Origin of the sequence: Pseudomonas sp. Leaf59, assembly GCF_920984685.1 — a bacterium.
GTDB lineage: Bacteria > Pseudomonadota > Gammaproteobacteria > Pseudomonadales > Pseudomonadaceae > Aquipseudomonas.
The window spans coordinates 209158-232601 of sequence record NZ_CAKLBR010000007.1 but is presented as its reverse complement, the minus strand read 5'-3'; the positions used below and the strand labels follow the sequence as shown (position 1 = coordinate 232601).

The window sequence follows — 23444 nt, the reverse complement described above, 5'->3', positions numbered from 1 at the left end:
GCCTCTGGCTAACACTTCCCCTTGCCGGGTGTGTAGAGGACTTTCACCTCCAAGTCACCAGCGTGGCCACCACAGCCAAACTGGTTGCGCTTCGCGCAACGCGCCATGCCTGGCGCACCAAAAAAAAAGGCCACCCGAAGGCAGCCTTTAAAAACTAAAGAAAGAGAGTTGTTACTTACACCGCCGCAACGGGACGCATGTAAGAGATCGGTGCGGTGCTGGCATCTTCGAAGGTCACGACTTCCCAGGCGTCTGTCTGCTCAATCAACTTGCGCAGCAGCTGGTTATTAAGGGCGTGGCCCGACTTGAAGCCTTTGAACTCGCCTATCAGGCTATTGCCCAGCAGGTAGAGGTCACCGATTGCATCGAGGATCTTGTGCTTCACGAACTCGTCTTCGTAGCGAAGGCCGTCTTCGTTCAGTACCCCGTCCGCGTCGACCACAATGGCATTTTCAACGCTACCGCCGAGTGCGAGGTTGTGCTTGCGCAGGTACTCGATGTCACTCATGAAACCAAAGGTACGGGCGCGGCTGACTTCTTTTACGAACGAAGTGCTGGAAAAATCCACGCTTGCACTTTGGGTGCGGTCACGGAATACCGGGTGATCGAAATCGATCTCAAAGCTCACTTTAAAGCCTTCGAACGGGACGAAGGTGGCGCGCTTGTCGCCGTCTTCTACTGTCACTTCCCGCAGAATGCGAATGAACTTCTTGGCTGCGTCCTGTTCTTCCAGGCCGGCAGATTGAATCAGGAATACGAAGGGTCCAGCGCTGCCATCCATGATCGGGACTTCGGACGCGGAGAGCTCGACGTAGGCGTTATCGATGCCCAGACCGGCCATGGCCGAGAGCAAGTGCTCCACCGTGTCCACCTTGACGTCACCGTTGACCAACGTGGTCGACATGGTTGTTTCGCCAACGTTTTCCGCGCGCGCAGGTATCTGCACGACAGGGTCCAGGTCGGCACGCACAAACACGATGCCGGTGTCGACAGGTGCAGGCTTGAGGGTCAGGTAGACCTTTTCCCCGGAGTGCAGACCTACACCTGTGGCACGAATAATATTCTTCAGAGTGCGTTGTTTAATCATGGCTTGGACCGCTTCAGCGCAAATTGCGAACTGGTATCAACAAAGGCTGGCGATAATAGCAGACCAGACCTTTGCTGAACACCAATCACCTTCATAGCCCTGATACATTCCATTAATCGGCCTGACGACGCAGGAATGCCGGGATGTCCAGGTAATCCAGATCATCTTGCGGATTCGGGCTACGGGACGCAGCAGCACCGGCCTGAGCCTGGTTGCGCATCACGGTCGGACGGTCCAGGTCACGGTAATTCACCGACGGCAGTTCCTGGCGCGCAGGCGCTGGAGCGGCAGCCGACTGGCTCGCCTGGCTGCTGTGCAGGGTGTTGTCGATGACCTTCACAGGCTTCTCGATTTTCGCACCCAGGCCGGTGGCAACCACGGTTACGTGCAGCTCGTCGCGCATGTCCGGATCGATAACGGTACCGACCTTGACCATGGCGTGCTCGGACGCGAAGGCTTCGATGATGCTACCCACGTCGGAGTACTCACCCAGGGACAGGTCAGGGCCGGCAGTGATATTCACCAGGATGCCGCGTGCACCTTGCAGGTTCACGTCTTCGAGCAGCGGGTTGCGGATGGCCGCTTCGGTGGCTTCACGCGCACGGTTCGGACCGCTGGCGCAGCCAGTGCCCATCATCGCCATGCCCATTTCGCTCATGACGGTACGTACGTCGGCAAAGTCGACGTTGATCATGCCTGGACGCTTGATGATGTCGGAAATACCGCGCACGGCACCGGCCAGTACATCGTCAGCCTTGGCGAACGCGGACAGCAGGCTTGCGTCCTTGCCCAGGATGGTCAGCAGCTTCTCGTTGGGGATGGTGATCAACGAGTCGACGCTTTCAGACAGCAGACGGATACCTTCGTCGGCGATCTGCATGCGCTTGCGGCCTTCGAACGGGAACGGACGCGTTACCACGGCAACGGTCAGAATGCCCATTTCCTTGGCCACTTCGGCAATGATCGGCGCAGCACCGGTACCGGTACCGCCGCCCATGCCGGTGGTGATGAACACCATGTTGGTGCCTTGCAGCACTTCGGCAATACGCTCGCGGTCTTCCAGGGCGGCCTGACGGCCGACTTCCGGATTGGCGCCAGCGCCGAGGCCCTTGGTCACGGCTGTGCCCAATTGCAGGATGGTCCGCGCGCCGATGCTTTTCAGCGCCTGGGCATCAGTGTTGGCGCAGATGAATTCAACGCCTTCAATGTTGCTCTTGACCATATGGTTGACAGCGTTACCGCCGCCACCGCCGACACCGATTACTTTGATAACCGGGCTAGCGGGGATGTTGTCTACGAGTTCGAACATGTTCCCTCTCCTTTCATTTTCTCTAGTTTTTTCGCCTACTGCTTTACATCAGCTACAAGTTGCAAGCCATGAGCTTGCAAGCTTGAAGCGTGTTACTTGAAGCTTAAAACTTGTCGCTTGAAGCTAACTTCGTCAGAAGTTTCCTTTGACCCAAGCCTGCAAGCGCTCGAACAACGGTGCTTTCGCTTCGTCGTCGCTGCGGTAGCTGTCGCGGATACTCGGGCCCGACATGGAGATGCCGTCGGTCTGCTTTTGCAGCCCGTACAACAGCAAGCCCACACCGGTGGAATAAATCGGGTTGCGCACGACATCGCCGAGGCCTTTGACGCCATGGGGCACGCCCAGGCGCACCGGCATGTGGAAGATTTCCTCGGCCAGTTCGACCGCGCCTTCCATCTTCGAGGTGCCACCGGTCAGCACGATGCCGGCCGGGATCAGATCTTCGTAGCCGCTGCGGCGCAGTTCAGCCTGAATCAGGGTGAACAGCTCGTCGTAGCGCGGCTCGACCACTTCGGCCAGGGCCTGGCGCGACAGCTCACGCGGTGGCCGGTCGCCCACGCTCGGCACCTTGATGGTCTCGCCGGCGCCGGCCAGTTTGGCCAGAGCGCAGGCGTAGCGAATCTTGATTTCTTCGGCGTACTGGGTCGGTGTACGCAACGCCATCGCGATGTCGTTGGTGACCTGATCGCCCGCAATCGGGATCACGGCGGTGTGACGGATCGCACCCTCGGTGAAGATTGCAATGTCAGTGGTGCCGCCGCCGATATCGACCAGGCACACGCCCAGTTCTTTCTCGTCGTCGGTGAGTACCGAATACGCCGAAGCCAGTTGCTCCAGAATAATGTCGTCGATTTCCAGGCCGCAGCGACGCACACATTTTTCAATGTTCTGTGCGGCGTTGACGGCGCAGGTCACCACGTGGACCTTGGCTTCCAGACGCACGCCCGACATGCCCAGGGGCTCACGCACGCCTTCCTGGTTATCGATCACGTAGTCCTGCGGCAGGGTGTGCAGCACACGCTGGTCCGCCGGGATCGCCACGGCCTGGGCAGCGTCGAGTACGCGCTCAAGGTCGGCGGCGCTGACCTCACGGTCGCGGATCGCCACGATGCCGTGGGAGTTCAGGCTGCGGATATGGTTGCCGGCCACGCCGACGAACGCCGAGTGAATTCGGCAACCGGCCATCAGTTGCGCTTCTTCGATGGCGCGCTGGATCGACTGCACGGTGGACTCGATGTTCACCACCACGCCCTTCTTCAGGCCCCGGGACGGATGCGTGCCAATACCGACGATCTCGATCACGCCGTCTTCACCGACCTCACCGACCAGCGCCACCACCTTGGAGGTGCCGATATCGAGACCGACGATCATTTTGCCGCTTTGCACGTTTGCCATGGGTCCTGCCTCTTCTTAATTCTTCGCGACAGCGGGTTTGTCTGTCGTCGGCGCAGCCGGTTCACGCCAGCCGACGGCAAGGCCGTTGGCGTAACGCAGGTCGACGCTCGCAATGTTCGTAATCTGTTCTTTCAAGGTCTTGTCGTAGATGGCAATGAAACGGCGCATCTTCTCCACCAAGCGGTCGCGTCCCAGCAACAACTCGATACCCGGGCCGGAACTGCCTGCCCCGGTGGTCAAAAACCAGCTGCCCCGCTCACGCAGTTCCAGGCGTGCAATGGAGAAGCCCAGCGGCCGCAGCATCTGGCTCAAGGCCTGGTACTGCTGCATCACTTGCTGTTGCGCCCGCTGCGGCCCGAACAGCTGCGGCAGGTGCTCATAGTTGGCCAGCTCACGCGGGGTAAACGCCTGGCCCTGGTTGTTCAGCAGCGCCTCGTTGCCCCAACGCGCCACCGGCAATTGTTCTTCCAGGCGAATCGTCACCTGGTCCGGCCAGACACGGCGCACCTCGGCGTGGGCGATCCACGGCATCTGCTCCAGCTCCGAGCGCATCCCGGCCAGGTCGATGGTAAAGAAGCTCGCCGCCAGGTACGGGCCGATGCGCTGCTGTACCGCCTGCTGGCTGATGTAGCTCAAGTCACCCTGCACGCTGATTTTGGTGATCGGCCGGTCGGCATACGGCAGCAGCCGCTGTGCACCTTCATAAGTGCCAAAGCCCAGCACCACCAGCAGCACCGGCCAGAACAGCGCCTTGAGGAAAGCAAAATTGGCTTTCGGCAGGCGCGCCGACATCGGCTCTTTAGCCACCATGCGGCTGGCACCCCGTGGCACCGGCTTGCGGCTCGGTGCTTGGGAGGGCTGATGACGAAGCGATGCGCCTTTCATGTCTTAGCCTCTTGGCTCAATACTTTCGGCAAGGATCGCCAGCACCAACTGCTGGAAATCCAGACCGGCGGCACGGGCTGCCATGGGGACCAGGCTGTGGTCGGTCATGCCCGGCGCCGTGTTGACTTCCAGGAACCAGAAGTTGCCCTGGTCATCCTGCATCACGTCTGCCCGCGCCCAACCGGCGATACCCAGCGCCTCACAGGCTTTGGCCGTGAGGTCCATCAATTGCTGTTCTTTGTCTGCGTCAAGGCCGCACGGGATCCGGTACTGGGTATCGGAAGCCACGTACTTGGCGTCGTAGTCGTAAAAGGTGTGGGGCGTGCCCAATGCGATGGGCGGCAATACCTGGCCACGCAGGGTGGCGATGGTGTACTCGGGACCCTGGATCCACTGTTCAACCATCACTTGCGAATCGTAGGTACTGGCCGCTTTCCATGCGTCGATCAATTCGGCGGCCGAGTTCACTTTGGCCATGCCGATACTGGAGCCTTCATGGGCTGGTTTGACGATCAAAGGCAGGCCCAGTTCCTTGGCTGCAGAAATACAATCGTCTTCGCTGCACAGCACTCGGTGACGCGGCGTCGGAATGCCCAGGCTGTGCCACACCTGCTTGGTACGCAGCTTGTCCATCGCCAGTGCCGACGCGAGGATCCCGCTGCCGGTGTAAGGGATGCCGGCGCATTCCAGCAGGCCCTGCATGCTGCCGTCTTCACCGCCACGGCCGTGCAGGATGATGAAGGCACGGTCGATCTTTTCGGCCTGCAGACGCGCGAGAAAATCATCGCCGACGTCGATACCGAACGCATTCACACCGGCGCTCTGCAGCGCCTGGAGCACCGCGTTGCCGGACTTGAGCGACACTTCACGCTCGGCGCTCGTGCCGCCGAACAACACGGCCACGCGGCCGAAGTCGGCAGGCGTGATGGTGGAGAACAGGGAGGCGTAGTCGGTGATCATTTCGACGCCCCCTTGGCGGACGCAAACAGCGGGCTCGCGAGCAATTTCGGGGCAAGGCCACCGATGTCACCGGCACCCTGGCACAGCAGAATGTCGCCGGCACGCAGCAGCGGCTTGACGATCGGCGCCAGGTCCACGCCACGCTCGATGTAGATCGGGTCCAACTGCCCACGCTGGCGGATGCTGTTGCACAGTTTGCGGCTGTCGGCACCCGGGATCGGCTCTTCACCGGCCGGGTAGACTTCCATCAACAGCAGCACGTTGGCGTCGGCCAATACATTGACGAAATCGTCATACAGGTCGCGGGTGCGGCTGTAGCGATGCGGCTGGTAGACCATCACCAGGCGGCGCTCCGGCCAGCCACCGCGCACGGCCTTGATCACGGCTGCCACTTCGGTGGGGTGGTGACCGTAGTCATCCACCAGCATCACGTCGCCGCCTTCCACCGGCAGTTGGCCGTAGACCTGGAAGCGGCGGCCCACGCCGGCAAAGCGCGACAGGCCCTCGACGATGGCTTCATCGCTGACGCCCTCATCGGAGGCGATGCAGATGGTTGCCAGGGAGTTGAGCACGTTGTGGTTGCCCGGCATGTTGACCGATACATCCAACGGCTCGCGGTCGGGACGCAGCACGGTGAAGTAGGTCTGCATGCCTTCCTGGCGCACGTTGATCGCACGCACGTCGGCATCTTCGCTGAAGCCATAGGTCACGGTCGGACGTTTCACCTGCGGCAGGATTTCACGCACCACCGGATCATCCAGGCACAGCACCGCCAGCCCGTAGAACGGCAGGTTGTGCAGGAACTCGACGAAGGTTTTCTTCAACTTGTTGAAGTCACCGTCGTAGGTGGCCATGTGGTCTTCGTCGATATTGGTGACCACGGCGACCATCGGTTGCAAGTGCAGGAAGCTCGCATCGCTTTCATCGGCTTCGGCGATCAGGTAGCGGCTGGTGCCGAGCTGGGCATTGGTGCCGGCTGCATTCAGGCGGCCACCGATAACGAAGGTCGGGTCCAGGCCACCGGCAGCGAACACCGAGGCGATCAGGCTGGTGGTGGTGGTCTTGCCATGGGTGCCGGCCACGGCGATGCCGTGACGGTAGCGCATCAACTCGGCAAGCATCTCGGCACGCGGCACCACCGGGATGCGGCGCTCAAGGGCAGTGGCCACTTCCGGGTTGGACGTGTTCACGGCGCTGGACACCACCAGTACGTCAGCCTCGGCAGCGTTCTCGGCACGGTGGCCGATGAAGATCTGCGCGCCGAAGGTTTTCAGGCGATCAGTCACCGGCGACTCTTTCAAGTCCGAGCCGGACACCTGGTAGCCCAGGTTCAGCAACACTTCGGCAATACCACACATGCCCACACCGCCGATGCCGACGAAGTGGATACGACGGATGCGGCGCATTTCGGGTTGCGGCATGGCTTTCTGATTCTCAACCACGGGCCACCTCCAGGCAGATATCGACCACGGTGCGGGTTGCGTCAGGTTTGGCCAGGCGGCTTGCGGTGCTCGCCATGCTGTTGAGTCGTTCCGGTTGCATCAAAACCTCGGTCAGGCGTGCGGCCAAATCGGCGGCGCCAGTCGTTCTTTGCGGCAGCAGGAAGGCAGCGCCCTCCCCGGCCAAATATTCGGCGTTGCGGGTCTGGTGATCGTCGATGGCATGGGGCAAAGGCACCAGCAACGACGGCAGACCGGCGGCGGCCAGTTCACTGACGGTCAGCGCACCAGCGCGGCAGACCACCAGGTCGGCCCAGCCATAGGCATGGGCCATGTCTTTGATGAAGGGCTGCACATCAGCCTCCACACCCGCTTCGCGATAACGCTGGGCGGTGACTTCATCGTGATGTTTGCCGGCCTGATGAAACACTTCGGGACGCAGGTCCACGGGCAGTTGCGCCAGCGCTTCAGGCAGCAATTTGTTCAGCGGTTCAGCGCCCAGGCTGCCGCCAAGAATCAACAGGTGCGGCTTGCGCCCTGCGAGTGCCTGACGGGCAATGCCCATGAACAGTTCGGTGCGCACCGGGTTGCCGGTGGTGCGTAACTTGTCCGAGGCACCAAAGGTCTTCGGGAAGGCCTCGCACACACGCGCCGCCAGCGGCACCAGCAGGCGATTGGCGGTGCCGGCGACGGCATTCTGCTCGTGCACGATCACCGGCACGCCGGCGAGTTTTGCCGCCACGCCGCCGGGGCCGGTCACATAACCGCCAAAGCCGAGCACGCACACCGGCTGCAATTGACGGATGACCTTGCGTGCCTGCCACACCGCCTTGAGCAAGACGAACGGCGCTTTGAGCAGGGACAATTTGCCCTTGCCGCGCAGGCCGGTGACATTGATCAGGTGCAACGGCAAGCCGGCATTGGGCACCAGTTCGTTTTCGATGCCACGCGGTGTGCCGAGCCAGTGCACGCTGTAGCCACGGTTCTGGAACTCACGCGCACACGCCAGGGCCGGGAACACGTGGCCCCCGGTGCCGCCCGCCATGATCAGCACATTAGCGCCCATGGGTCGGCTCCTCGGCGAAGTCGCTTTCGCTGAACTCCATCTCTTCGCTGCCCAGGTGGGTTCGACTCTCCCACTCGATGCGCAGCAACAGGCCCAGGCACGCGCAGCAAATCACCAACGAACTGCCGCCGTAACTGAGGAACGGCAAGGTCAGGCCCTTGGTCGGCAGCAGGCCGACGTTCACGCCGATGTTGATCAGGAACTGGCCGATCCACAGGAACGACAGGCCGTACGCCACATAAGCGGCGAAATACTGTTTGGCCTTCTCGGCCCACAAGCCGATGTACATGCCGCGAACGCAGACGAACACGAACAGCGCGACGGTGCACAGCGAACCGACCACGCCGAGCTCTTCGGCGAGTACCGAGAACACGAAGTCGGTGTGGGCTTCCGGCAGGTAGAACTGTTTCTGCACACTGTTGCCCAGGCCCACGCCCAGCCACTCGCCGCGACCGAAGGCAATCAGCGCCTGGGTCAACTGGTAGCCGGAACCGAACTGATCGGACCAGGGATCGGTAAAGGTAATCAGACGGGCCATCCGGTAGGGTTGCGCCTGCACCAGCACGGTGACCGCAGCCACCGCCAGCACCACCATCAAGGTGAAGCGGAACAGACCGACGCCGCCAAGGAACAGCATCGCCGCCGCCGCCCCCATCATCACCACGGTGGCGCCGAAGTCGGGTTCCATCAGCAACAGGCCGGCCATCGGCAGCAGCACGATGAACGGCTTGAAGAAGCCCATCCAGCTTTCGCGCACTTCTTTCTGGCGACGCACCAGGTAGCCGGCGAGGTAGATCACCACGAACACCTTGGCGATTTCCGACGGTTGCACGTTGAACGCGCCGAAGCCGATCCAGCGCATCGAACCGTTCACCTCGCGCCCGATGCCGGGCAGGATCACCATGATCAGCAGGCCAAACGCGCCGATCAGCATCAGCCAGCCCAGGCGTTGCCAGGTGGCGATGGGGATCATCATGGTGACGATGCACGCGCCGAGGCCGATCACCAGGTACACCAGGTGACGGATCATCATGTACAGCGTGTTGCCCGACTGCACGGCGGCCACTTCGGACGACGCCGAGGTGATCATCACCAGGCCCAGGCCCAGCAGCGCGAGGCAGCCGGCGAGCATCGGGAAATCGAGGTCGATGCCGCGCCCGGTGATGATCGGCGACGGGTACGGCTTGATGATGTTTTTCAGGTTGAGGCTCATGCCAAAGCCTCCACGGCGCGGGCGAACAACTGGCCACGCTCTTCATAGTTCTTGAACATGTCGAAACTGGCGCACGCCGGCGATAGCAGCACCGCATCGCCCGGTTGGGCCAGCGCCTTGCACCGGGCAATCGCGTCGTCCAGGGAGGCGGCACGTACGTGCGGCACATCGTTGCCGAGGGCGGCGGCGATCAGGTCCGAATCCCGGCCCATCAACACCACGGCGCGGCAATGGGCGGCGACCGGCGCCTTGAGGTCCTTGAAGTCGGCGCCCTTGCCGTCGCCACCGGCGATCAGCACCAGCTTGCCATCGATGTCGGCGCCCAGGCCTTCGATGGCCGCCAGTGCCGCACCGACGTTAGTGGCCTTGGAATCGTTGTAATAGCCGACGCCGTCGAGGTCGCGCACCCATTGGCAGCGATGCTCGAGACCGCCGAAGGTGCGCAGGCTCGACAGCATGGCGTCGAACGGCAGGCCCACGGCATGCCCCAGCGCCAGGGCCGCGAGGGCGTTGGACTGGTTATGGGCGCCACGGATTTTCAGCTCGCGCACCGACATCAGGTTCTGGAATTCGAAGGCCAGGTATTTCTCGCCGTTCTCTTCACGAATGCCGAAGCCCTTGAAGTCGGGTTTGCCCAGGCCGAAGGTCCAGCACGGCAGGCCTTCGCCCATCAGTGGACGGCTCAGGGCATCCTGGCGGTTGACCACCACTTGCCGTGCACCGCGGAAGATCCGGTGCTTGGCCAGGTGATAGGCCGGCAGGCCGCTGTAGCGGTCCATGTGGTCTTCACTCACGTTCAACACAGTGGCGACTTCGGCGCCCAGGTCGTGGGTGGTTTCCAGCTGGAAGCTCGACAGTTCCATTACGTACAGCTCGACGTCGTCGCTGAGCAAATCCAGCGCCGGCACGCCAAGGTTACCGCCTACCGCCACGCGCTTGCCGGCCGCAGCGGCCATTTCGCCCACCAGGGTGGTCACGGTGCTTTTTGCGTTGGAACCGCTGATGGCCACGATCGGCGCTTTGGCGTTACGCGCAAACAGGTCGATATCGCCGGACAGCTTCACACCACGTGCCGCCGCCGCTTGCAGGGCGGGGGTCGCCAGGGCCAGGCCGGGGCTCACGTAGAGCTCATCGGCGCGGCACAGGAACTCGACGTCCAGTTCGCCACAACGCACTTCCACATGCGGGTAGTCACGGCGCAGCGTGACCAGCTCCGGTGGATTTTCCCGCGTGTCGGCCACGGCAAACGACGTGCCCCGGTTCGCCAGGAAGCGAACCAGGGACATGCCGCTCTTGCCGAGGCCGACAATGATGCGGAAGTGGTCTGAAGCGATCAGGGACACTCGTTTCTACCTCAGTTTCAGGGTGGCAAGGCCGACCAGGACCAGAATCACGGTGATGATCCAGAAACGGACGATCACGCGTGGCTCGGGCCAGCCCTTGAGTTCAAAGTGGTGGTGAATCGGCGCCATGCGAAACACGCGGCGCCCGGTCAACTTGAAGGACGCCACCTGGATGACCACCGACAGGGTTTCCATCACGAACACACCGCCCATGATGAACAGCACGATTTCCTGGCGCACGATCACGGCGATGGTGCCCAGGGCGGCGCCCAGCGCCAGTGCGCCGACATCGCCCATGAAGACCTGCGCCGGGTAGGTGTTGAACCAGAGGAACCCCAGGCCCGCGCCGATCAGCGCGCCACAGAATACGATCAGCTCACCCGCGCCCGGTACGTAGGGAATCAGCAGGTACTCAGCGAATTTCACGTTGCCCGACAGGTAGCAGAAGATGCCGAGCGCGCCGCCCACCATCACCGTTGGCATGATCGCCAGGCCGTCGAGGCCGTCGGTCAGGTTGACCGCGTTGCTGGAGCCGACGATCACGAAGTAGGTCAGCACCACGAAGCCAATGCCCAACGGGATGCTGGCGTCCTTGAGCATCGGGATGATCAGGGTGGTTTCCACGGCGCTTGGCGCAGTGGTGTACAGGAAGATCGCCGCGGCCAGGCCGAACACCGACTGCCAGAAGTACTTCCAGCGGCTCGGCAGGCCCTTGGAGTTTTTCTCGATCACCTTGCGGTAGTCATCGACCCAGCCGATGGCACCGAACAACAGGGTCACCAGCAGCACCACCCACACGTAGCGGTTGTGCAGGTCGGCCCAGAGCAAGGTGCTGATGCCGATGGACGACAGAATCAACGCGCCGCCCATGGTGGGCGTGCCGGATTTGGACAGGTGCGACTGCGGGCCGTCATTGCGCACCGATTGACCAATTTGCAGGTTCTGCAGGGTGCGGATCATCCACGGCCCCAGGAACAGCGACAAGCACAACGCGGTCAGCACACCGAGAATCCCGCGCAGGGTCAGGTACTGAAAGACCGCGAAGCCTTTGTGAAACTGTTGCAGATACTCAGCCAGCAGCAGCAGCATTAATGTTTCTCCGTACTGGAACCGCACAAGGCTGCGACGACGTTTTCCATCACCGCGCTGCGCGATCCCTTGATCAAAAGGGTTGTCTGTGGGTCTTGTTCAGCCGCCGTCAGCGCCTGGATCAACTCGCCCTGAGTCGTGAAATGCTGCGCGCCGGCACCAAAGGCTGCGACGGCGTGGGCCATATTCGGGCCCACGGCGTAGAGCGCGTCGACTTTGCCGGCGGCATACGCGCCGACTTCGCGATGGCCTTGCTCGGCCCAGTCGCCCAGCTCGCCGATATCCCCCAGCACCAGCACCTTGCGCCCGGCAAAGCCGTTGAGCAGGTCGACCGCCGCATTGATGGAAGACGGGTTGGCGTTGTAGGTGTCATCGATCACGCGCATGCCGTTGCCGGCCAATTGCGCGACCGTGCGGCCCTTGACCGGCTGCACCGCGCCCAGGCCGCTGGCAATACCGGCCAGCGAGACGCCCAGGGCATGGGCGGCGGCAGCGGCAGCCAGGGCGTTGGCGACGTTATGGTTGCCCAGCAGATTCAGTTGCACCTGCGCGCTGCCTTGTGGCGTGTGCAAGGTGAAGGACGGGCAGCCACGCGCATCGGCGGCGATGCTGGAGGCGTGAAAATCCGCTGCGGCGTTGAGCACCGCAAACGTCAGTACCTTGCGACCGTCGGCGCGGATGCGCCAGGTCTCGAAGGCCTTGTCGTCGAGGTTCAACACGGCCGTACCCGACGCGTCCAGGCCTTCAAGGATTTCACCCTTGGCCTCGACGATTTTTTCCGGGCCGCCGAACTCACCGACGTGGGCGGTGCCGGCGTTGTTGATCACGGCAACGTGGGGCTTGGTCAGCGCCACGGTGTAGGCGATTTCGCCGACGCGCGAGGCGCCCAGCTCGATCACGGCGGCGGTATGTTCCGGGGCCAGTTCGAGCAGGGTCAGGGGTGCGCCGAAATCATTGTTCAGGTTGCCACGGGTGGCGAGCACCGGGCCGCGCGTACGCAGCACGCCGGCGAGCAATTCCTTGACCGTGGTCTTGCCGCTGGAGCCGGTGATGGCCGCCACGGGTTTATCGAATGCGGCACGGTTCAGCGCACCCAACTGGCCCAGGGCCAGACGGGTGTCGGCGACCAGCAGTTGCGGCAAGGCAGCGTCAGTCACTTCGTGCTCGACCAGAGCGCCAACGGCACCTTTGGCGGCCACGTCGTTCAGGTAGTCGTGGCCGTCGAAACGCGGGCCGGTCAGGGCCACGAACAGTTGCCCGGGGCTGATGTTACGGCTGTCGATACTGACGCCGTCGAAACGGCAGTCGCCGGACAGTACTCGGGCCGACAGGGCCTGGGCCAGTTCGCGGAACGTCATGGCTTTAAGCATGGGCGGCCTCCCAGGCAGTCAGCGCGCGATCAGCCTCGACCAGATCGGAGAAGGCATGGCGCTCGCCGTTGATTTCCTGATAGTCCTCATGACCTTTGCCGGCCAGTACCACCACGTCGTCCGCGCTGGCGCTGGCGATCAGTTGGGCAATGGCGGCGCCCCGACCGGCGACGAACGTCACGTTCGCGGGGTCTTTGAAGCCTTGGCGAATATCATCGAAAATCCGCGCGGGGTCTTCGCTGCGCGGGTTGTCATCGGTCACCAGCACGCCGTCCGCCAGGCGCTCGACAATGCCGGCCATCAGCGGGCGCTTGCCGCGATCACGGTCACCGCCACAGCCGAACAGGCACAGCAGCTTGCCTTTGGCATGCGGGCGCAGGGCCAACAGGACTTTTTCCAGCGCATCGGGAGTGTGCGCGTAATCGACCACCACCAGCGGCTGCGTGCCGCCGCCCAGGCGCTGCATGCGTCCGGCCGGGCCTTCAAGCATTGGCAGCACGTTGAGAATTTCGTCGAGGGCGTAATCCAGTCCGAGCAAGGCGCCGACAGCCGCGAGTACGTTGCTCAGGTTGAAACGGCCGAGCAAGGTGCTGCGCAGGTGGTGCTCGCCTTGCGGCGTCACCAGGGTGGCGCGCACACCTTCGTCGTTGAATTGAGCCTGACGGCAATACAGGTACGCGCTGGAATCTTCCAGGCTGTAGGTGATCAGGCGCGCTTCGCTGTGCTGCGCAGCCAGTTGCCGGCCGAAGTCATCGTCCAGGTTGATCACCCGGCACTTGAGGTCGTTCCAGGCAAACAACCTGGCCTTGGCGGCACCGTACGCTTGCATGGTGCCGTGGTAGTCAAGATGGTCGCGGGACAGGTTGCTCATCACGGCCACATCAAAGGCCAGCGCGCTAACGCGACCCTGGTCGAGGCCGTGGGACGACACTTCCATGGCGACGGCCCTGGCCCCGGCCTTTTTCAGGTCGGCCAGGGTTGCCTGCACGGCAATCGGGTTCGGCGTGGTGTGCAGACCGCTTTGCAGCGCGCCATAAAAGCCGGTGCCCAGGGTGCCGACGATGCCGCAATGCTGACCCAGCAGGTCAAGGGCCTGGGCGACCAGTTGGGTCACGCTGGTCTTGCCGTTGGTGCCGGTGACGCCCACCAGATTGAGGTGACGACTTGGCTCACCGTAAAACCGCCCGGCGATATCCGACAGTTGTCGGGCCAGGCCCTTGACCGGAATCAGCGGCACGTCGGTGATCGGCAGCACGGTGGCACCTTCCACTTCATAGGCGACAGCTGCGGCGCCACGCTGCAAGGCATCGGCAATATGTTCACGACCATCGAACTTGCCACCCGGCACGGCCAGGAACAGGTCACCGGCACGGACATTACGGCTGTCCAGGGTCAGCTCGCGAATCAGCAGATCGCGGCCGGCGTGGGCAAAAATCTTGTTCAGGCTAAGAGACATCAGCCGCGCCCTCCATTGGCTTTGACAGCGGCGGCCGGAGGTGCGGCGTTGGCTTGCTGGGTCGGCGGCAGGTTGTCCGGGGTGATGTTCATCAGGCGCAGGGTGCCGGACATCACTTTGCTGAACACCGGCGCCGAAACCAGACCACCGAAGTAGCCAGCCTTGCTCGGCTCATCGATCACTACGACGATGGCGTAGCGAGGGTCACTCATCGGACCGAAGCCGGCGAACAGCGAGCGGTAGGAGTTCTCGGCGTAACCCTTGGTGCCCACCGACGTTTTACGCGCGGTACCGGACTTGCCGGCCACGTGATACGCCGGCACCTGGGCGCGGAATACACCGCGCGGCGCTTCGATCACCTGTTGCAGCATGCCCTGCATGGTCTTGGCAACTTTCTCCGGAATCACCTGGGTGGCTTTCGGTGCCTCATCGACGTGGATCAGGCTCAACGGAACCATGCGGCCGTTATTGGCCAATACAGAGAAAGCGTGAGCCAATTGGATCGCGGTCACCGACAGGCCGTAGCCGTAGGACAGCGTGGCGGTCTCGGCTTTTTTCCAGTCACGGTAGTTCGGCAGGTTGCCGACGCGCTCACCGGGGAAGTCGAGGCCGGTGGGTTGGCCCAGGCCGATCTTCTGTGCCAGGTGATAGATGGTTTCGCCGCCGATATCGAAGGCGACCTTGCTCATGCCGACGTTACTGGAGTTGATCAGGATACCGGTCAGGTCCAGCACCGGGCCTTCGGTGCGAGATACGTCGCGAATGGTGTATTTGCCCAACTGCAATGTGCCCGGGTACACCTCGACCTTGTCGCTGGGTTTCCAGCGTCCGGTTTCCAGGGCGGCACTCATGGAGATGGCTTTCATGGTCGAACCCGGCTCGAACACGTCGATCATCGCGCGGTTGCGCATCATCGCCGGTTGCAGGTTGCGACGGTTGTTGGGGTTGTAGGTGGGCTGGTTGACCATGGCAAGGATCTCGCCGGTCTTCACGTCCATGATCACCAGGCTGCCGGCCTTGGCGCCATTCTCGATGATCGCGTTGCGCAGCTCGCGGTTGGCCAGGTATTGCAGGCGCAGGTCAATCGACAAAGCCAGCGGCTTGCCGGCCTTGGCGTTCTTGGTGACCTGGACGTCCTTGATCAGCCGACCGCGACGGTCCTTGATGACCTGGCGCTTGCCGGGCACGCCCGCCAGCCACTCATCGTAGGCCAGCTCGACGCCTTCGCGGCCGTGGTCGTCGATGTCGGTAAAGCCGACCATGTGCGCGGTGGTTTCACCGGCCGGGTAGAAACGACGAAATTCCTCGATGCCGTAGACACCGGGGACTTTAAGATCGAGCACCTGCTGGCCCTGCTCGGGCGTGAGGCCGCGCACCAGATAGATGAATTCCTTATTGGCCTGGGCTTCAAGCCGTTCGGCCAGGGCTTTTGGGTCCTGCCCCAGGGCGGCGGCCAGTTGCGGCCATCGGTCCTTGGCTACCTGCAATTCCTTCGCGTTGGCCCACAGGGTGGTCACCGGCGTACTCACGGCCAGCGGCTCGCCGTTACGGTCGGTGATCAGCCCACGGTGCGCTGGAATCGGGATATGCCGCAGGCTGCGAGCGTCGCCCTGGCCGATCAGGAAGTCACGGTCGACCACCTGCAGGTCGATGATTCGCCAGGCGATGGCGCCCACCATCAAGGCCAGCAGGCCGAGCATCAGGCGAAAGCGCCATGGGTAGAGTGCACCCTCGAGCTTCATCATGGCGCCACCATGCGCACGTCAGCCGCGCCGGGGATGTGCATTTTCAATTGTTCGGTGGCCAGCACTTCGATACGGCTGTGGGCCGTCCAGGTGCTTTGTTCCAGGATCAAGCGACCCCATTCGGCCTGCGCCTTGTCACGCACGCTCAGCTCCCCGTAGAGGGTATTGAGCAATTGACGGTTGTAGTGCGCGCTGTAGGACACCGCAATGGCGGACACCAGCACGCCGACAAACAGCAGCAACATAAAGAAGCTGCCGCCCGGCAGGGGTTTGGCGAAAAGCTTGCTCACCGCAACTTCTCCGCGACGCGCATAACGGCGCTACGGGAACGTGGGTTGGCCTTGAGTTCGGCTTCGGAGGCGAACTGCGCTTTGCCATGGACTTTGATTTTCGGCACAAAGGCTTCGAACCGCACCGGCAGGTTGCGCGGCAGGTTGTCGGACTCGCCCTTGACCAGGCGGCGCATGAACAGTTTGACGATGCGGTCTTCCAGGGAGTGGAAGCTGATCACCACCAGGCGACCGCCCACTTCCAGCGCTTCCAGAGCGGCTTCGAGGCCTGCTTCCAGATCGCCCAATTCGTTGTTGACGTGAATACGCAAGCCCTGGAACGCACGGGTCGCCGGGTTCTTGCCCTTTTCCCACGCGGGGTTGGCGACTTTCAGCACTTCGGCGAGGTCTGCGGTGCGCTCGAACGGCTGGATCTCCCGACGCTCGACCACGGCACGCGCCATGCGGCCGGAGAAGCGTTCTTCACCGTATTCCTTGAATACGCGGGCGATTTCTTCCACCGGGGCAGTGGCGATGAACTGCGCAGCGCTGACGCCACGGGTAGGGTCCATGCGCATGTCGAGCGGGCCGTCATTCATGAAGCTGAAGCCGCGCTCCGGATCGTCGAGCTGCGGCGAAGACACGCCCAGGTCGAGCAAAACCCCGGCCACCTTGCCCGCCATGCCGCGCTCGGCCACTTCGGCACCCAACTCGGCAAAGCTGCGCTGCACAACGACAAAGCGGCCGTCTTCGGCCGCTAGCGCTTGCCCGGTGGCAATCGCTTGAGGGTCTTTGTCGAACCCGAGGAGTTTGCCATCGGGCCCGAGCTGGCTGAGTATCAGGCGGCTATGCCCGCCCCTGCCGAACGTGCCGTCCAGATAGCAGCCATCCGCGCGTACGGCGAGAGCCTCAACGGCTTCGTCAAGCAGTACGGTGATGTGGTTAAAGCCGCTATCAATAGTCACAGGATCAGATCACGCAGTTCGTCGGGCATGGCACCCGGTTGTTGAATAGCCGCCAGGTCAGCTGCGGAAACAGCATCCCAGGCATCTTCGTCCCACAATTGGAACTTGTTCAGTTGGCCGACCAGCATTGCGCGCTTGTCGAGCCTGGCGTATTCGCGCAAACGCGGAGGCACCAGGAAACGACCACTGCCATCGAGCTCGAGGTCGACGGCATTACCAATCAGCAAACGCTGCAGACGGCGGTTTTCTTCACGCAATGAAGGCAGGGCACGCAGCTTGGTTTCGATCAGCTCCCACTCATCGAGCGGGTAAACACACAAACAAGGGTCAACAGCGTCAATCGTGATGATTAACTGCCCTGAACTTCGCGAAATCAGCTCGTCACGATACCGGCTCGGCATAGCGAGACGGCCTTTTGCATCGAGACTGATTGCATTAGCTCCGCGAAACACAGGTGCGTTTCTCCAAATTTTAGCGTTTTACGTTCAAAAAACCCACTTTGCGCCACTTTCCGCCACTTGCGCACACTATAGGAATGCGCCCACCACACCGTCAAGGCGCGAATACGCGGAAAAGCCTTACAGAACGGAGATTTAGGAGCGTTAAAGGAGGAGAAATCAGAGTTCGACGGTGTTTTTGGCTAATCAAGCGTAAGTAGCTCAAAGAGCTAGAGCCAAAAGTTAAAGTGATTTATTAAGAGTAAGATTTTTTTGGTATTACGAAGACGCGTCTGCCAATGATTTGGCAGGGAGGGATTCTTGCGTTACTACCGGTTTTCTGCCCTGGAGTCGGACAGAAGGAAAAAGGTGGAGAGTCGATCTGTAAGCCGGGTTCTGTCTTGAACAGTCATTCGTCTACGATGGCCATCACTGGACATCTTTAGCAACCTACCCGGTCCCAGCGCGGGCCACGCCTTGGGACCCTATTTGGTCTTGCTCCAAGTGGGGTTTACCTAGCCACGAACTGTTGCCAGTCGTGCGGTGCGCTCTTACCGCACCTTTTCACCCTTACCGGCACCGAAGTGCTTAGGCGGTTATTTTCTGTGGCACTTTCCGTAGGCTCACGCCTCCCAGGCATTACCTGGCACTTCGCCCTATGGAGCCCGGACTTTCCTCCCCCCCCTAATTTTCATAGAGGGCAGCGACTGTCCAATCGACTCTCCGCCGAGAAGGTTAACGGCCCGGCGGCCTCAGGACAAGTATTAAAAGTGCAGCAATGCCATCACGTTCTGACGAAATGCCGGCTACCCCCCGGAACTATTCGGCTTTCTGTTTATCCAGCGCCACCTGATACAGAACATTCTTGCGCAGCCCGGTAATATCGGCCGCCAGAGCTGCCGCCCGCTTGAGCGGCATCTCCTTGAGCAGCAGGTCGAGGATGCGCATGGCTTCACTGCCGACAGCATCCTCGCTCTCCGGTGCGGTCCACCCCGCGACCAGAACCACGCACTCGCCGCGCTGCTGGTTGCTGTCGCCCTCAACGAAGGCGCGCAGCTCTTCGAGCGGCAAGCCCTTGAGGGTTTCGAACGTCTTGGTCAGTTCCCGCGCCAGCAGCGCCAGGCGATCACCGCCGAATACCAGCTCCATATCCTGCAGGCATTCAAGGATGCGGTGCGGCGCCTCATAGAAAATCAACGTGCGCGGCTCTTCCCTTACCGCCTGAAGACGCGCCCGACGCCCCACCGTCTTGGCCGGCAGGAAGCCCTCGAAGATGAAGCGGTCCGATGGCAGGCCTGCGGCAGATAATGCAGCAATCAGCGCGCACGCTCCGGGAACAGGCACTACAGTAATACCAGCGGCACGCGCCTGACGAACCAGGTGGTAACCCGGATCGGAAATCAGAGGCGTGCCCGCGTCGGAGATCAGTGCAACATCATCCCCAGCCAGCAGTCGGGTGATAAAACGGCTGCCCTCTTCCCGTTCGTTGTGTTCGTGGCACGCCGCCAAAGGCGTGCTGATACCAAAGTGCTGCATCAACCGCTGGGAGTGCCGCGTGTCTTCTGCCGCGATCAATTTAACCTCGCGCAGGATTTTCAGCGCCCGGGAACTGATGTCGTCCAGGTTGCCAATAGGCGTCGCCACCACAAAAAGCGAGCCGGCAGTGGAATTCAAAGGACCTGGAGCAGTCAAAACGCACACCTCGATGTTTGGCAAAAGCCGCATTGTAGCGCGTAGATGCCTTGAGAATGTGCCATCACGGCCTGCCCGTACTCGACAACGGGTGGTCATGAACACCTTTTGCACGACCTTATTCAACGCTTTAACGCCACTAACATCGCGCCTGGGCCAGTGCTTGGGTACACTTCCACGCTAATTTGATCGGTATCAGGACACTTACATGATCGCTTGCCTGCGGCTGCTCTCCGCCCTCTGCCTCGCCGCCTTATTGGCCGCGTGTGCCAGCTCGCCCTCGTCCAGCCTTGGCGACCTTCCACGGACCCCGGACGCCAGTATCGAGCAACTGCTCGAACAGGCGACTACCGCCAAAACGCCCGAACAGGCTGCGCTGCTGCGCCTGAGCGCGGCCGACCTGGCCTACAGGCAGAACAACCCCGGCCGCTCGGCGCAGATTCTTGCGCAGGTGCCCCTGGATGCCCTCAAACCGGCCCCGCAAGTCTTTGCCAGCACCCTGGCGGCCGAACTGGCGATGGCGCGCAACCAGCCAAAGGCTGCGTTGGCCGCGCTGAACCATCCAAGCCTGCAAAACCTGAATCAACTGCCCGCAGAGCAACAGGTGCGTACCGGCACCGTGCATGCACGTGCCTATGAAGCCGATGGCCAGACCCTGGCTGCTGCGCGCGAGCGCGTGGCAATAGCGCCATTGCTCAAAGGCGATGCCGCCAGCAGCAACCACGACGCGATCTGGGCCCTGATTGCCGCACTGCCGGCAGAGCAACTGCAAGCCAGTGGCAATCCGACGCTGGACGGCTGGATCAGCCTGGCCAAGGCGGTCAAGGGTGCTGGCACCCTGGAGCAACAACAGGCGGCAATCGACACCTGGCGCGCACAGAACCCTGGCCACCCAGCCGCCGTGCAGTTGCCGACGCCACTGACCAAGCTCAAGGAACTGGCCAGCCAGCCCCTGAACAAGATCGCCGTGCTGCTGCCCCAGGATGGCCCGCTGGCCGCCGTCGGCAAGGCGCTGCGTGAAGGCTTCATGGCTGCGCACTACCAGGCTGAACAGGCCGGGCAAAAAGCGCCGGTGATCGAGTTCTACGACAGTTCGCGCTTGACCTCCCTTGATGATTTCTATGCCAAGGCTCAGGCCGCCGGCGTGCAATTGGTGGTCGGTCCGCTGGAGAAGCCGCTGGTCAAGCAGCTCAGCGCGCGCCCTCAATTGCCAATCACCACCCTGGCGCTGAACTACAGCGAAGCCGATCAAAGCCCGGCGCAGTTGTTCCAGTTTGGTCTGGCGGCTGAGGACGAAGCCCGCGAAGTGTCGCGCCGCGCCCGCGCCGACGGCCTGCACCGCGCCGCTGCGATGGTGCCTCGCGGCGAATGGGGCGAGCGTGTCTACAAGGCCTTCCGTCAGGATTGGGAAGCCAACGGCGGCACCGTGCTGGGCGTCGAGTACGTCGATCAACCGGTCGCGCTCGCCCAGCAGATCGCCGAACTGTTCCAGTTGCGCAAAAGCGAAGGCCGCGCCAAGAGCCTGCAGAACACTGTAGGCACTGACGTCGCAGCCCAGCCTTCGCGTCGTCAGGACATCGAGTTCATTTTCCTGGCTGTGCCGCCGCAACTGGCCCAGCAGATCAAGCCGACCCTGAACTTCCAGTACGCCGGCGATGTGCCGGTGTATGCCACGTCCCACGTGTTCAGCGCCAGCGGTGACAAAAACCAGTACCTGGACATGACCAACGTGATGTTCTGCGAAACACCATGGCTGCTCAACACCACTGACCCGCTGCGCAACCAGGTGGCGGCACAATGGCCGCAAGCCAATGGCAGCCTTGGCCGTCTGTACGCGATGGGCGTCGATGCCTACCGCCTGGCGCCGCGCCTGGGCCAGCTCAAGGCACTGCCGGACAGCCGCATTGACGGCCTGTCGGGCAGCCTGGGCATCAGCACCAACCAACGCGTCGACCGTCAACTGCCATGGGCGAAGTTCGTCGGTGGCGAGGTCCAGCGCCTTCCCGATACCCCACGCTGATGCCCGAGCGGTCCAGCGCACAAAGCGGCAAGGATGCCGAACTGCAAGCTCTGAATTACCTGCAGCAACAGGGTCTGCGCCTGCTGGCGCAGAACTGGTTGTGTAAACGCGGAGAGCTTGATCTGGTCATGCTTGACGGCGATACAGTAGTATTCGTCGAAGTCCGCTACAGAAAACACGCACAATGGGGTGGCGCGCTCGCCAGTATCGACGGGCGCAAACGTCAGAAGCTGATACTCGCCGCGCAGTTTTTCCTGCTCAAGGAGCATCGCTGGTCAGACGCCCCCTGCCGTTTCGACGTGGTTGCCATAGAAAGCACACGGTCTGGCAAGGCTGATCTGAACTGGATCAAAAGTGCCTTCGACAGCTGATTCGCCCGGCATCTTCACCCCACATTTTTGCTCTTTGCTTTGCGGGCTGCACATTTCTGTGCCAAACAGCCGCGCTACTTAAGGTCACACAGATGGACATGCAATCCCGAATTCGCCAGCTTTTCCAGGCCAGCATCGACACCAAGCAACAGGCGATGGACGTACTTGCACCGCACATCGAGCAAGCCAGTCAGGTCATGGTCAACGCCTTGCTCAACGAGGGCAAAATGCTTTCGTGCGGCAACGGCGGTTCGGCCGGCGATGCCCAGCATTTCTCTTCCGAGCTGCTCAACCGCTTCGAGCGTGAGCGCCCGAGCCTGCCGGCCATTGCCTTGACCACCGATTCGTCGACGATCACCTCGATCGCCAACGACTACAGCTACAACGAAATCTTCTCCAAGCAGATCCGTGCTCTGGGCCAGCCGGGTGATGTGCTGCTGGCGATTTCCACCAGCGGCAACTCGGCGAACATTATTCAGGCGATCCAGGCCGCACATGATCGCGAAATGATTGTCGTAGCATTGACCGGACGCGACGGCGGCGGCATGGCCTCGCTACTGCTGCCCGAAGACGTGGAGATTCGCGTCCCGGCCAATGTCACCGCACGTATTCAAGAAGTCCACCTGTTGGCGATCCACTGCCTGTGCGATCTGATCGACAGTCAACTGTTCGGGAGTGAAGAATGACCGTTAAACGACTCAGCCTGGTGACTATTGCGCTGTGCCTCGGCATCAGCGGTTGCAGCACGGCCATCACCGCGACAAGGGATACCCCCATCCAGGACGACAGGGGCACGCGTACCTTCGGCAGCACCATTGATGACTCGCTGATCGAAACCAAGGTCAAGGTCAATGTGGCCAAAGCCGCGACCGACCTGGGCAATGGCGCCTCGCGCATTGTGGTGACCAGCTTCAACGGCGTTGTACTGCTGGCAGGACAAACGCCGCGCGCCGACCTCAAGGCCCAGGCCGAACAGGCCGCCTCGGCGGTGCAGCGGGTCAAGAAAGTGCACAATGAACTGCAGGTCATGGACCCGATCACGCTGCTGGCCATCAGCAACGACGCCCTGCTGACCACCAAGATCAAGGCGCAGATGCTCACCGACAATGCGGTGCCAGGCTCGCGGATCAAAGTGGTCACCGACAACGGCATCGTTTACCTGATGGGTCTGTTGACCCAGGCGGAAGCGACCCGCGCGTCCAACCTGGTACAGGGCGTGTCCGGCGTACAGAAGATCGTGAAGGTGTTCGAATACATCGACTGATATGAACCCGCCGCCATAAAAAAGGGCGCCGTGCATTGACTGCACGGCGCCCTTTTTAGTGGCCAGCGT

General features: G+C 61.9%; 21 protein-coding genes and 1 other RNA gene. 4 read left to right on the top strand and 18 right to left on the bottom strand.

The window, feature by feature from the left end:
- Positions 1-175 precede the first annotated feature (175 nt).
- The 18 genes from lpxC to rsmI all read right to left on the bottom strand — a co-directional run bounded on the left by lpxC (position 176) and on the right by rsmI (position 19753).
- A complete protein-coding gene (gene lpxC, locus LUB09_RS10780) occupies positions 176-1087 on the bottom strand; it encodes a UDP-3-O-acyl-N-acetylglucosamine deacetylase (RefSeq protein ID WP_003171886.1) in 912 nt (303 codons plus the stop codon).
- Between the two features lie 112 nt (positions 1088-1199).
- Positions 1200-2396 (bottom strand): cell division protein FtsZ, encoded by a 1197-nt coding sequence (gene ftsZ / locus LUB09_RS10775; RefSeq protein WP_057006829.1) that lies wholly within the window; start codon positions 2394-2396, stop codon positions 1200-1202.
- Positions 2397-2528: 132 nt separating this feature from the next.
- Positions 2529-3791, bottom strand: coding sequence for a cell division protein FtsA (gene ftsA, locus LUB09_RS10770; protein WP_057006830.1), 1263 nt, complete (start codon positions 3789-3791; stop codon positions 2529-2531).
- Between the two features lie 15 nt (positions 3792-3806).
- Positions 3807-4676: a cell division protein FtsQ/DivIB gene (locus tag LUB09_RS10765; RefSeq protein WP_231422546.1), complete on the bottom strand. Its 870-nt coding sequence runs from the start codon at positions 4674-4676 to the stop codon at positions 3807-3809.
- 3 nt (positions 4677-4679) lie between these two features.
- Complete coding sequence (locus LUB09_RS10760) at positions 4680-5636, bottom strand: D-alanine--D-alanine ligase (RefSeq protein ID WP_231422545.1); 957 nt, start codon at positions 5634-5636, stop codon at positions 4680-4682.
- Positions 5633-7057 carry a UDP-N-acetylmuramate--L-alanine ligase gene (gene murC / locus LUB09_RS10755; RefSeq protein ID WP_209990680.1) on the bottom strand — a complete coding sequence of 475 codons (1425 nt, stop codon included), beginning with the start codon at positions 7055-7057 and terminating at the stop codon, positions 5633-5635. The genes LUB09_RS10760 and murC overlap by 4 nt, the downstream gene beginning before the upstream one ends.
- A gap of 13 nt (positions 7058-7070) precedes the next feature.
- Positions 7071-8141 carry an undecaprenyldiphospho-muramoylpentapeptide beta-N-acetylglucosaminyltransferase gene (gene murG / locus LUB09_RS10750; RefSeq protein ID WP_231422544.1) on the bottom strand — a complete coding sequence of 357 codons (1071 nt, stop codon included), beginning with the start codon at positions 8139-8141 and terminating at the stop codon, positions 7071-7073.
- Entirely contained in the window at positions 8131-9354 is a 1224-nt protein-coding gene (gene ftsW / locus LUB09_RS10745; RefSeq protein WP_373460488.1) for a putative lipid II flippase FtsW, read from the bottom strand. The genes murG and ftsW overlap by 11 nt, the downstream gene beginning before the upstream one ends.
- A complete protein-coding gene (gene murD / locus LUB09_RS10740) occupies positions 9351-10697 on the bottom strand; it encodes a UDP-N-acetylmuramoyl-L-alanine--D-glutamate ligase (RefSeq protein WP_231422543.1) in 1347 nt (448 codons plus the stop codon). The genes ftsW and murD overlap by 4 nt, the downstream gene beginning before the upstream one ends.
- A gap of 6 nt (positions 10698-10703) precedes the next feature.
- The gene (gene mraY / locus LUB09_RS10735; RefSeq protein WP_004371987.1) at positions 10704-11786 is read right to left on the bottom strand and encodes a phospho-N-acetylmuramoyl-pentapeptide-transferase; all 1083 of its coding nucleotides are present in this window, start codon (positions 11784-11786) and stop codon (positions 10704-10706) included.
- Positions 11786-13156: a UDP-N-acetylmuramoyl-tripeptide--D-alanyl-D-alanine ligase gene (locus LUB09_RS10730; RefSeq protein ID WP_231422542.1), complete on the bottom strand. Its 1371-nt coding sequence runs from the start codon at positions 13154-13156 to the stop codon at positions 11786-11788. Before LUB09_RS10730 ends, mraY begins: the two co-directional genes overlap by 1 nt.
- Positions 13149-14612: a UDP-N-acetylmuramoyl-L-alanyl-D-glutamate--2,6-diaminopimelate ligase gene (locus tag LUB09_RS10725; RefSeq protein WP_231422541.1), complete on the bottom strand. Its 1464-nt coding sequence runs from the start codon at positions 14610-14612 to the stop codon at positions 13149-13151. Before LUB09_RS10725 ends, LUB09_RS10730 begins: the two co-directional genes overlap by 8 nt.
- The gene (locus LUB09_RS10720; protein WP_231422549.1) at positions 14612-16354 is read right to left on the bottom strand and encodes a peptidoglycan D,D-transpeptidase FtsI family protein; all 1743 of its coding nucleotides are present in this window, start codon (positions 16352-16354) and stop codon (positions 14612-14614) included. The genes LUB09_RS10725 and LUB09_RS10720 overlap by 1 nt, the downstream gene beginning before the upstream one ends.
- Positions 16354-16647 carry a cell division protein FtsL gene (gene ftsL / locus LUB09_RS10715; RefSeq protein ID WP_004371991.1) on the bottom strand — a complete coding sequence of 98 codons (294 nt, stop codon included), beginning with the start codon at positions 16645-16647 and terminating at the stop codon, positions 16354-16356. Before ftsL ends, LUB09_RS10720 begins: the two co-directional genes overlap by 1 nt.
- Entirely contained in the window at positions 16644-17591 is a 948-nt protein-coding gene (gene rsmH, locus LUB09_RS10710) for a 16S rRNA (cytosine(1402)-N(4))-methyltransferase RsmH (RefSeq protein ID WP_442964096.1), read from the bottom strand. Before rsmH ends, ftsL begins: the two co-directional genes overlap by 4 nt.
- Positions 17588-18043 (bottom strand): division/cell wall cluster transcriptional repressor MraZ, encoded by a 456-nt coding sequence (mraZ, locus tag LUB09_RS10705; protein ID WP_004371993.1) that lies wholly within the window; start codon positions 18041-18043, stop codon positions 17588-17590. Before mraZ ends, rsmH begins: the two co-directional genes overlap by 4 nt.
- A 354-nt stretch (positions 18044-18397) precedes the next feature.
- Positions 18398-18751, bottom strand: an RNA gene (gene rnpB, locus LUB09_RS10700) — RNase P RNA component class A.
- Positions 18752-18847: 96 nt separating this feature from the next.
- Positions 18848-19753 carry a 16S rRNA (cytidine(1402)-2'-O)-methyltransferase gene (rsmI, locus tag LUB09_RS10695; RefSeq protein WP_209990670.1) on the bottom strand — a complete coding sequence of 302 codons (906 nt, stop codon included), beginning with the start codon at positions 19751-19753 and terminating at the stop codon, positions 18848-18850.
- A gap of 175 nt (positions 19754-19928) precedes the next feature.
- Here rsmI and LUB09_RS10690 point away from each other — a divergent pair, with 175 nt between their 5' ends.
- The 4 genes from LUB09_RS10690 (at position 19929) to LUB09_RS10675 (ending at position 23375) form a co-directional block, all read left to right on the top strand.
- Positions 19929-21740, top strand: a complete 1812-nt coding sequence (locus tag LUB09_RS10690) for a penicillin-binding protein activator (RefSeq protein ID WP_209988749.1) — start codon at positions 19929-19931, stop codon at positions 21738-21740.
- Positions 21740-22111, top strand: a complete 372-nt coding sequence (locus LUB09_RS10685; protein WP_209988748.1) for a YraN family protein — start codon at positions 21740-21742, stop codon at positions 22109-22111. Before LUB09_RS10690 ends, LUB09_RS10685 begins: the two co-directional genes overlap by 1 nt.
- A gap of 92 nt (positions 22112-22203) precedes the next feature.
- On the top strand, positions 22204-22797 hold the full coding sequence (locus LUB09_RS10680) for a phosphoheptose isomerase (RefSeq protein ID WP_007904374.1): 594 nt from the start codon (positions 22204-22206) through the stop codon (positions 22795-22797).
- Positions 22794-23375: a BON domain-containing protein gene (locus LUB09_RS10675; RefSeq protein WP_004371998.1), complete on the top strand. Its 582-nt coding sequence runs from the start codon at positions 22794-22796 to the stop codon at positions 23373-23375. The genes LUB09_RS10680 and LUB09_RS10675 overlap by 4 nt, the downstream gene beginning before the upstream one ends.
- Positions 23376-23444 lie beyond the last annotated feature (69 nt).

Coding starts and splice junctions, on each gene's coding strand:
- lpxC (WP_003171886.1), bottom strand. CDS start 1,087: ATGATTAAACAACGCACTCTGAAGAATATTATTCGTGCCACAGGTGTA.
- ftsZ (WP_057006829.1), bottom strand. CDS start 2,396: ATGTTCGAACTCGTAGACAACATCCCCGCTAGCCCGGTTATCAAAGTA.
- ftsA (WP_057006830.1), bottom strand. CDS start 3,791: ATGGCAAACGTGCAAAGCGGCAAAATGATCGTCGGTCTCGATATCGGC.
- LUB09_RS10765 (WP_231422546.1), bottom strand. CDS start 4,676: ATGAAAGGCGCATCGCTTCGTCATCAGCCCTCCCAAGCACCGAGCCGC.
- LUB09_RS10760 (WP_231422545.1), bottom strand. CDS start 5,636: ATGATCACCGACTACGCCTCCCTGTTCTCCACCATCACGCCTGCCGAC.
- murC (WP_209990680.1), bottom strand. CDS start 7,057: ATGCCGCAACCCGAAATGCGCCGCATCCGTCGTATCCACTTCGTCGGC.
- murG (WP_231422544.1), bottom strand. CDS start 8,141: ATGGGCGCTAATGTGCTGATCATGGCGGGCGGCACCGGGGGCCACGTG.
- ftsW (WP_373460488.1), bottom strand. CDS start 9,354: ATGAGCCTCAACCTGAAAAACATCATCAAGCCGTACCCGTCGCCGATC.
- mraY (WP_004371987.1), bottom strand. CDS start 11,786: ATGCTGCTGCTGCTGGCTGAGTATCTGCAACAGTTTCACAAAGGCTTC.
- LUB09_RS10730 (WP_231422542.1), bottom strand. CDS start 13,156: ATGCTTAAAGCCATGACGTTCCGCGAACTGGCCCAGGCCCTGTCGGCC.
- LUB09_RS10725 (WP_231422541.1), bottom strand. CDS start 14,612: ATGTCTCTTAGCCTGAACAAGATTTTTGCCCACGCCGGCCGCGATCTG.
- LUB09_RS10720 (WP_231422549.1), bottom strand. CDS start 16,354: ATGAAGCTCGAGGGTGCACTCTACCCATGGCGCTTTCGCCTGATGCTC.
- rsmI (WP_209990670.1), bottom strand. CDS start 19,753: ATGCGGCTTTTGCCAAACATCGAGGTGTGCGTTTTGACTGCTCCAGGT.
- LUB09_RS10690 (WP_209988749.1), top strand. CDS start 19,929: ATGATCGCTTGCCTGCGGCTGCTCTCCGCCCTCTGCCTCGCCGCCTTA.
- LUB09_RS10685 (WP_209988748.1), top strand. CDS start 21,740: ATGCCCGAGCGGTCCAGCGCACAAAGCGGCAAGGATGCCGAACTGCAA.
- LUB09_RS10680 (WP_007904374.1), top strand. CDS start 22,204: ATGGACATGCAATCCCGAATTCGCCAGCTTTTCCAGGCCAGCATCGAC.
- LUB09_RS10675 (WP_004371998.1), top strand. CDS start 22,794: ATGACCGTTAAACGACTCAGCCTGGTGACTATTGCGCTGTGCCTCGGC.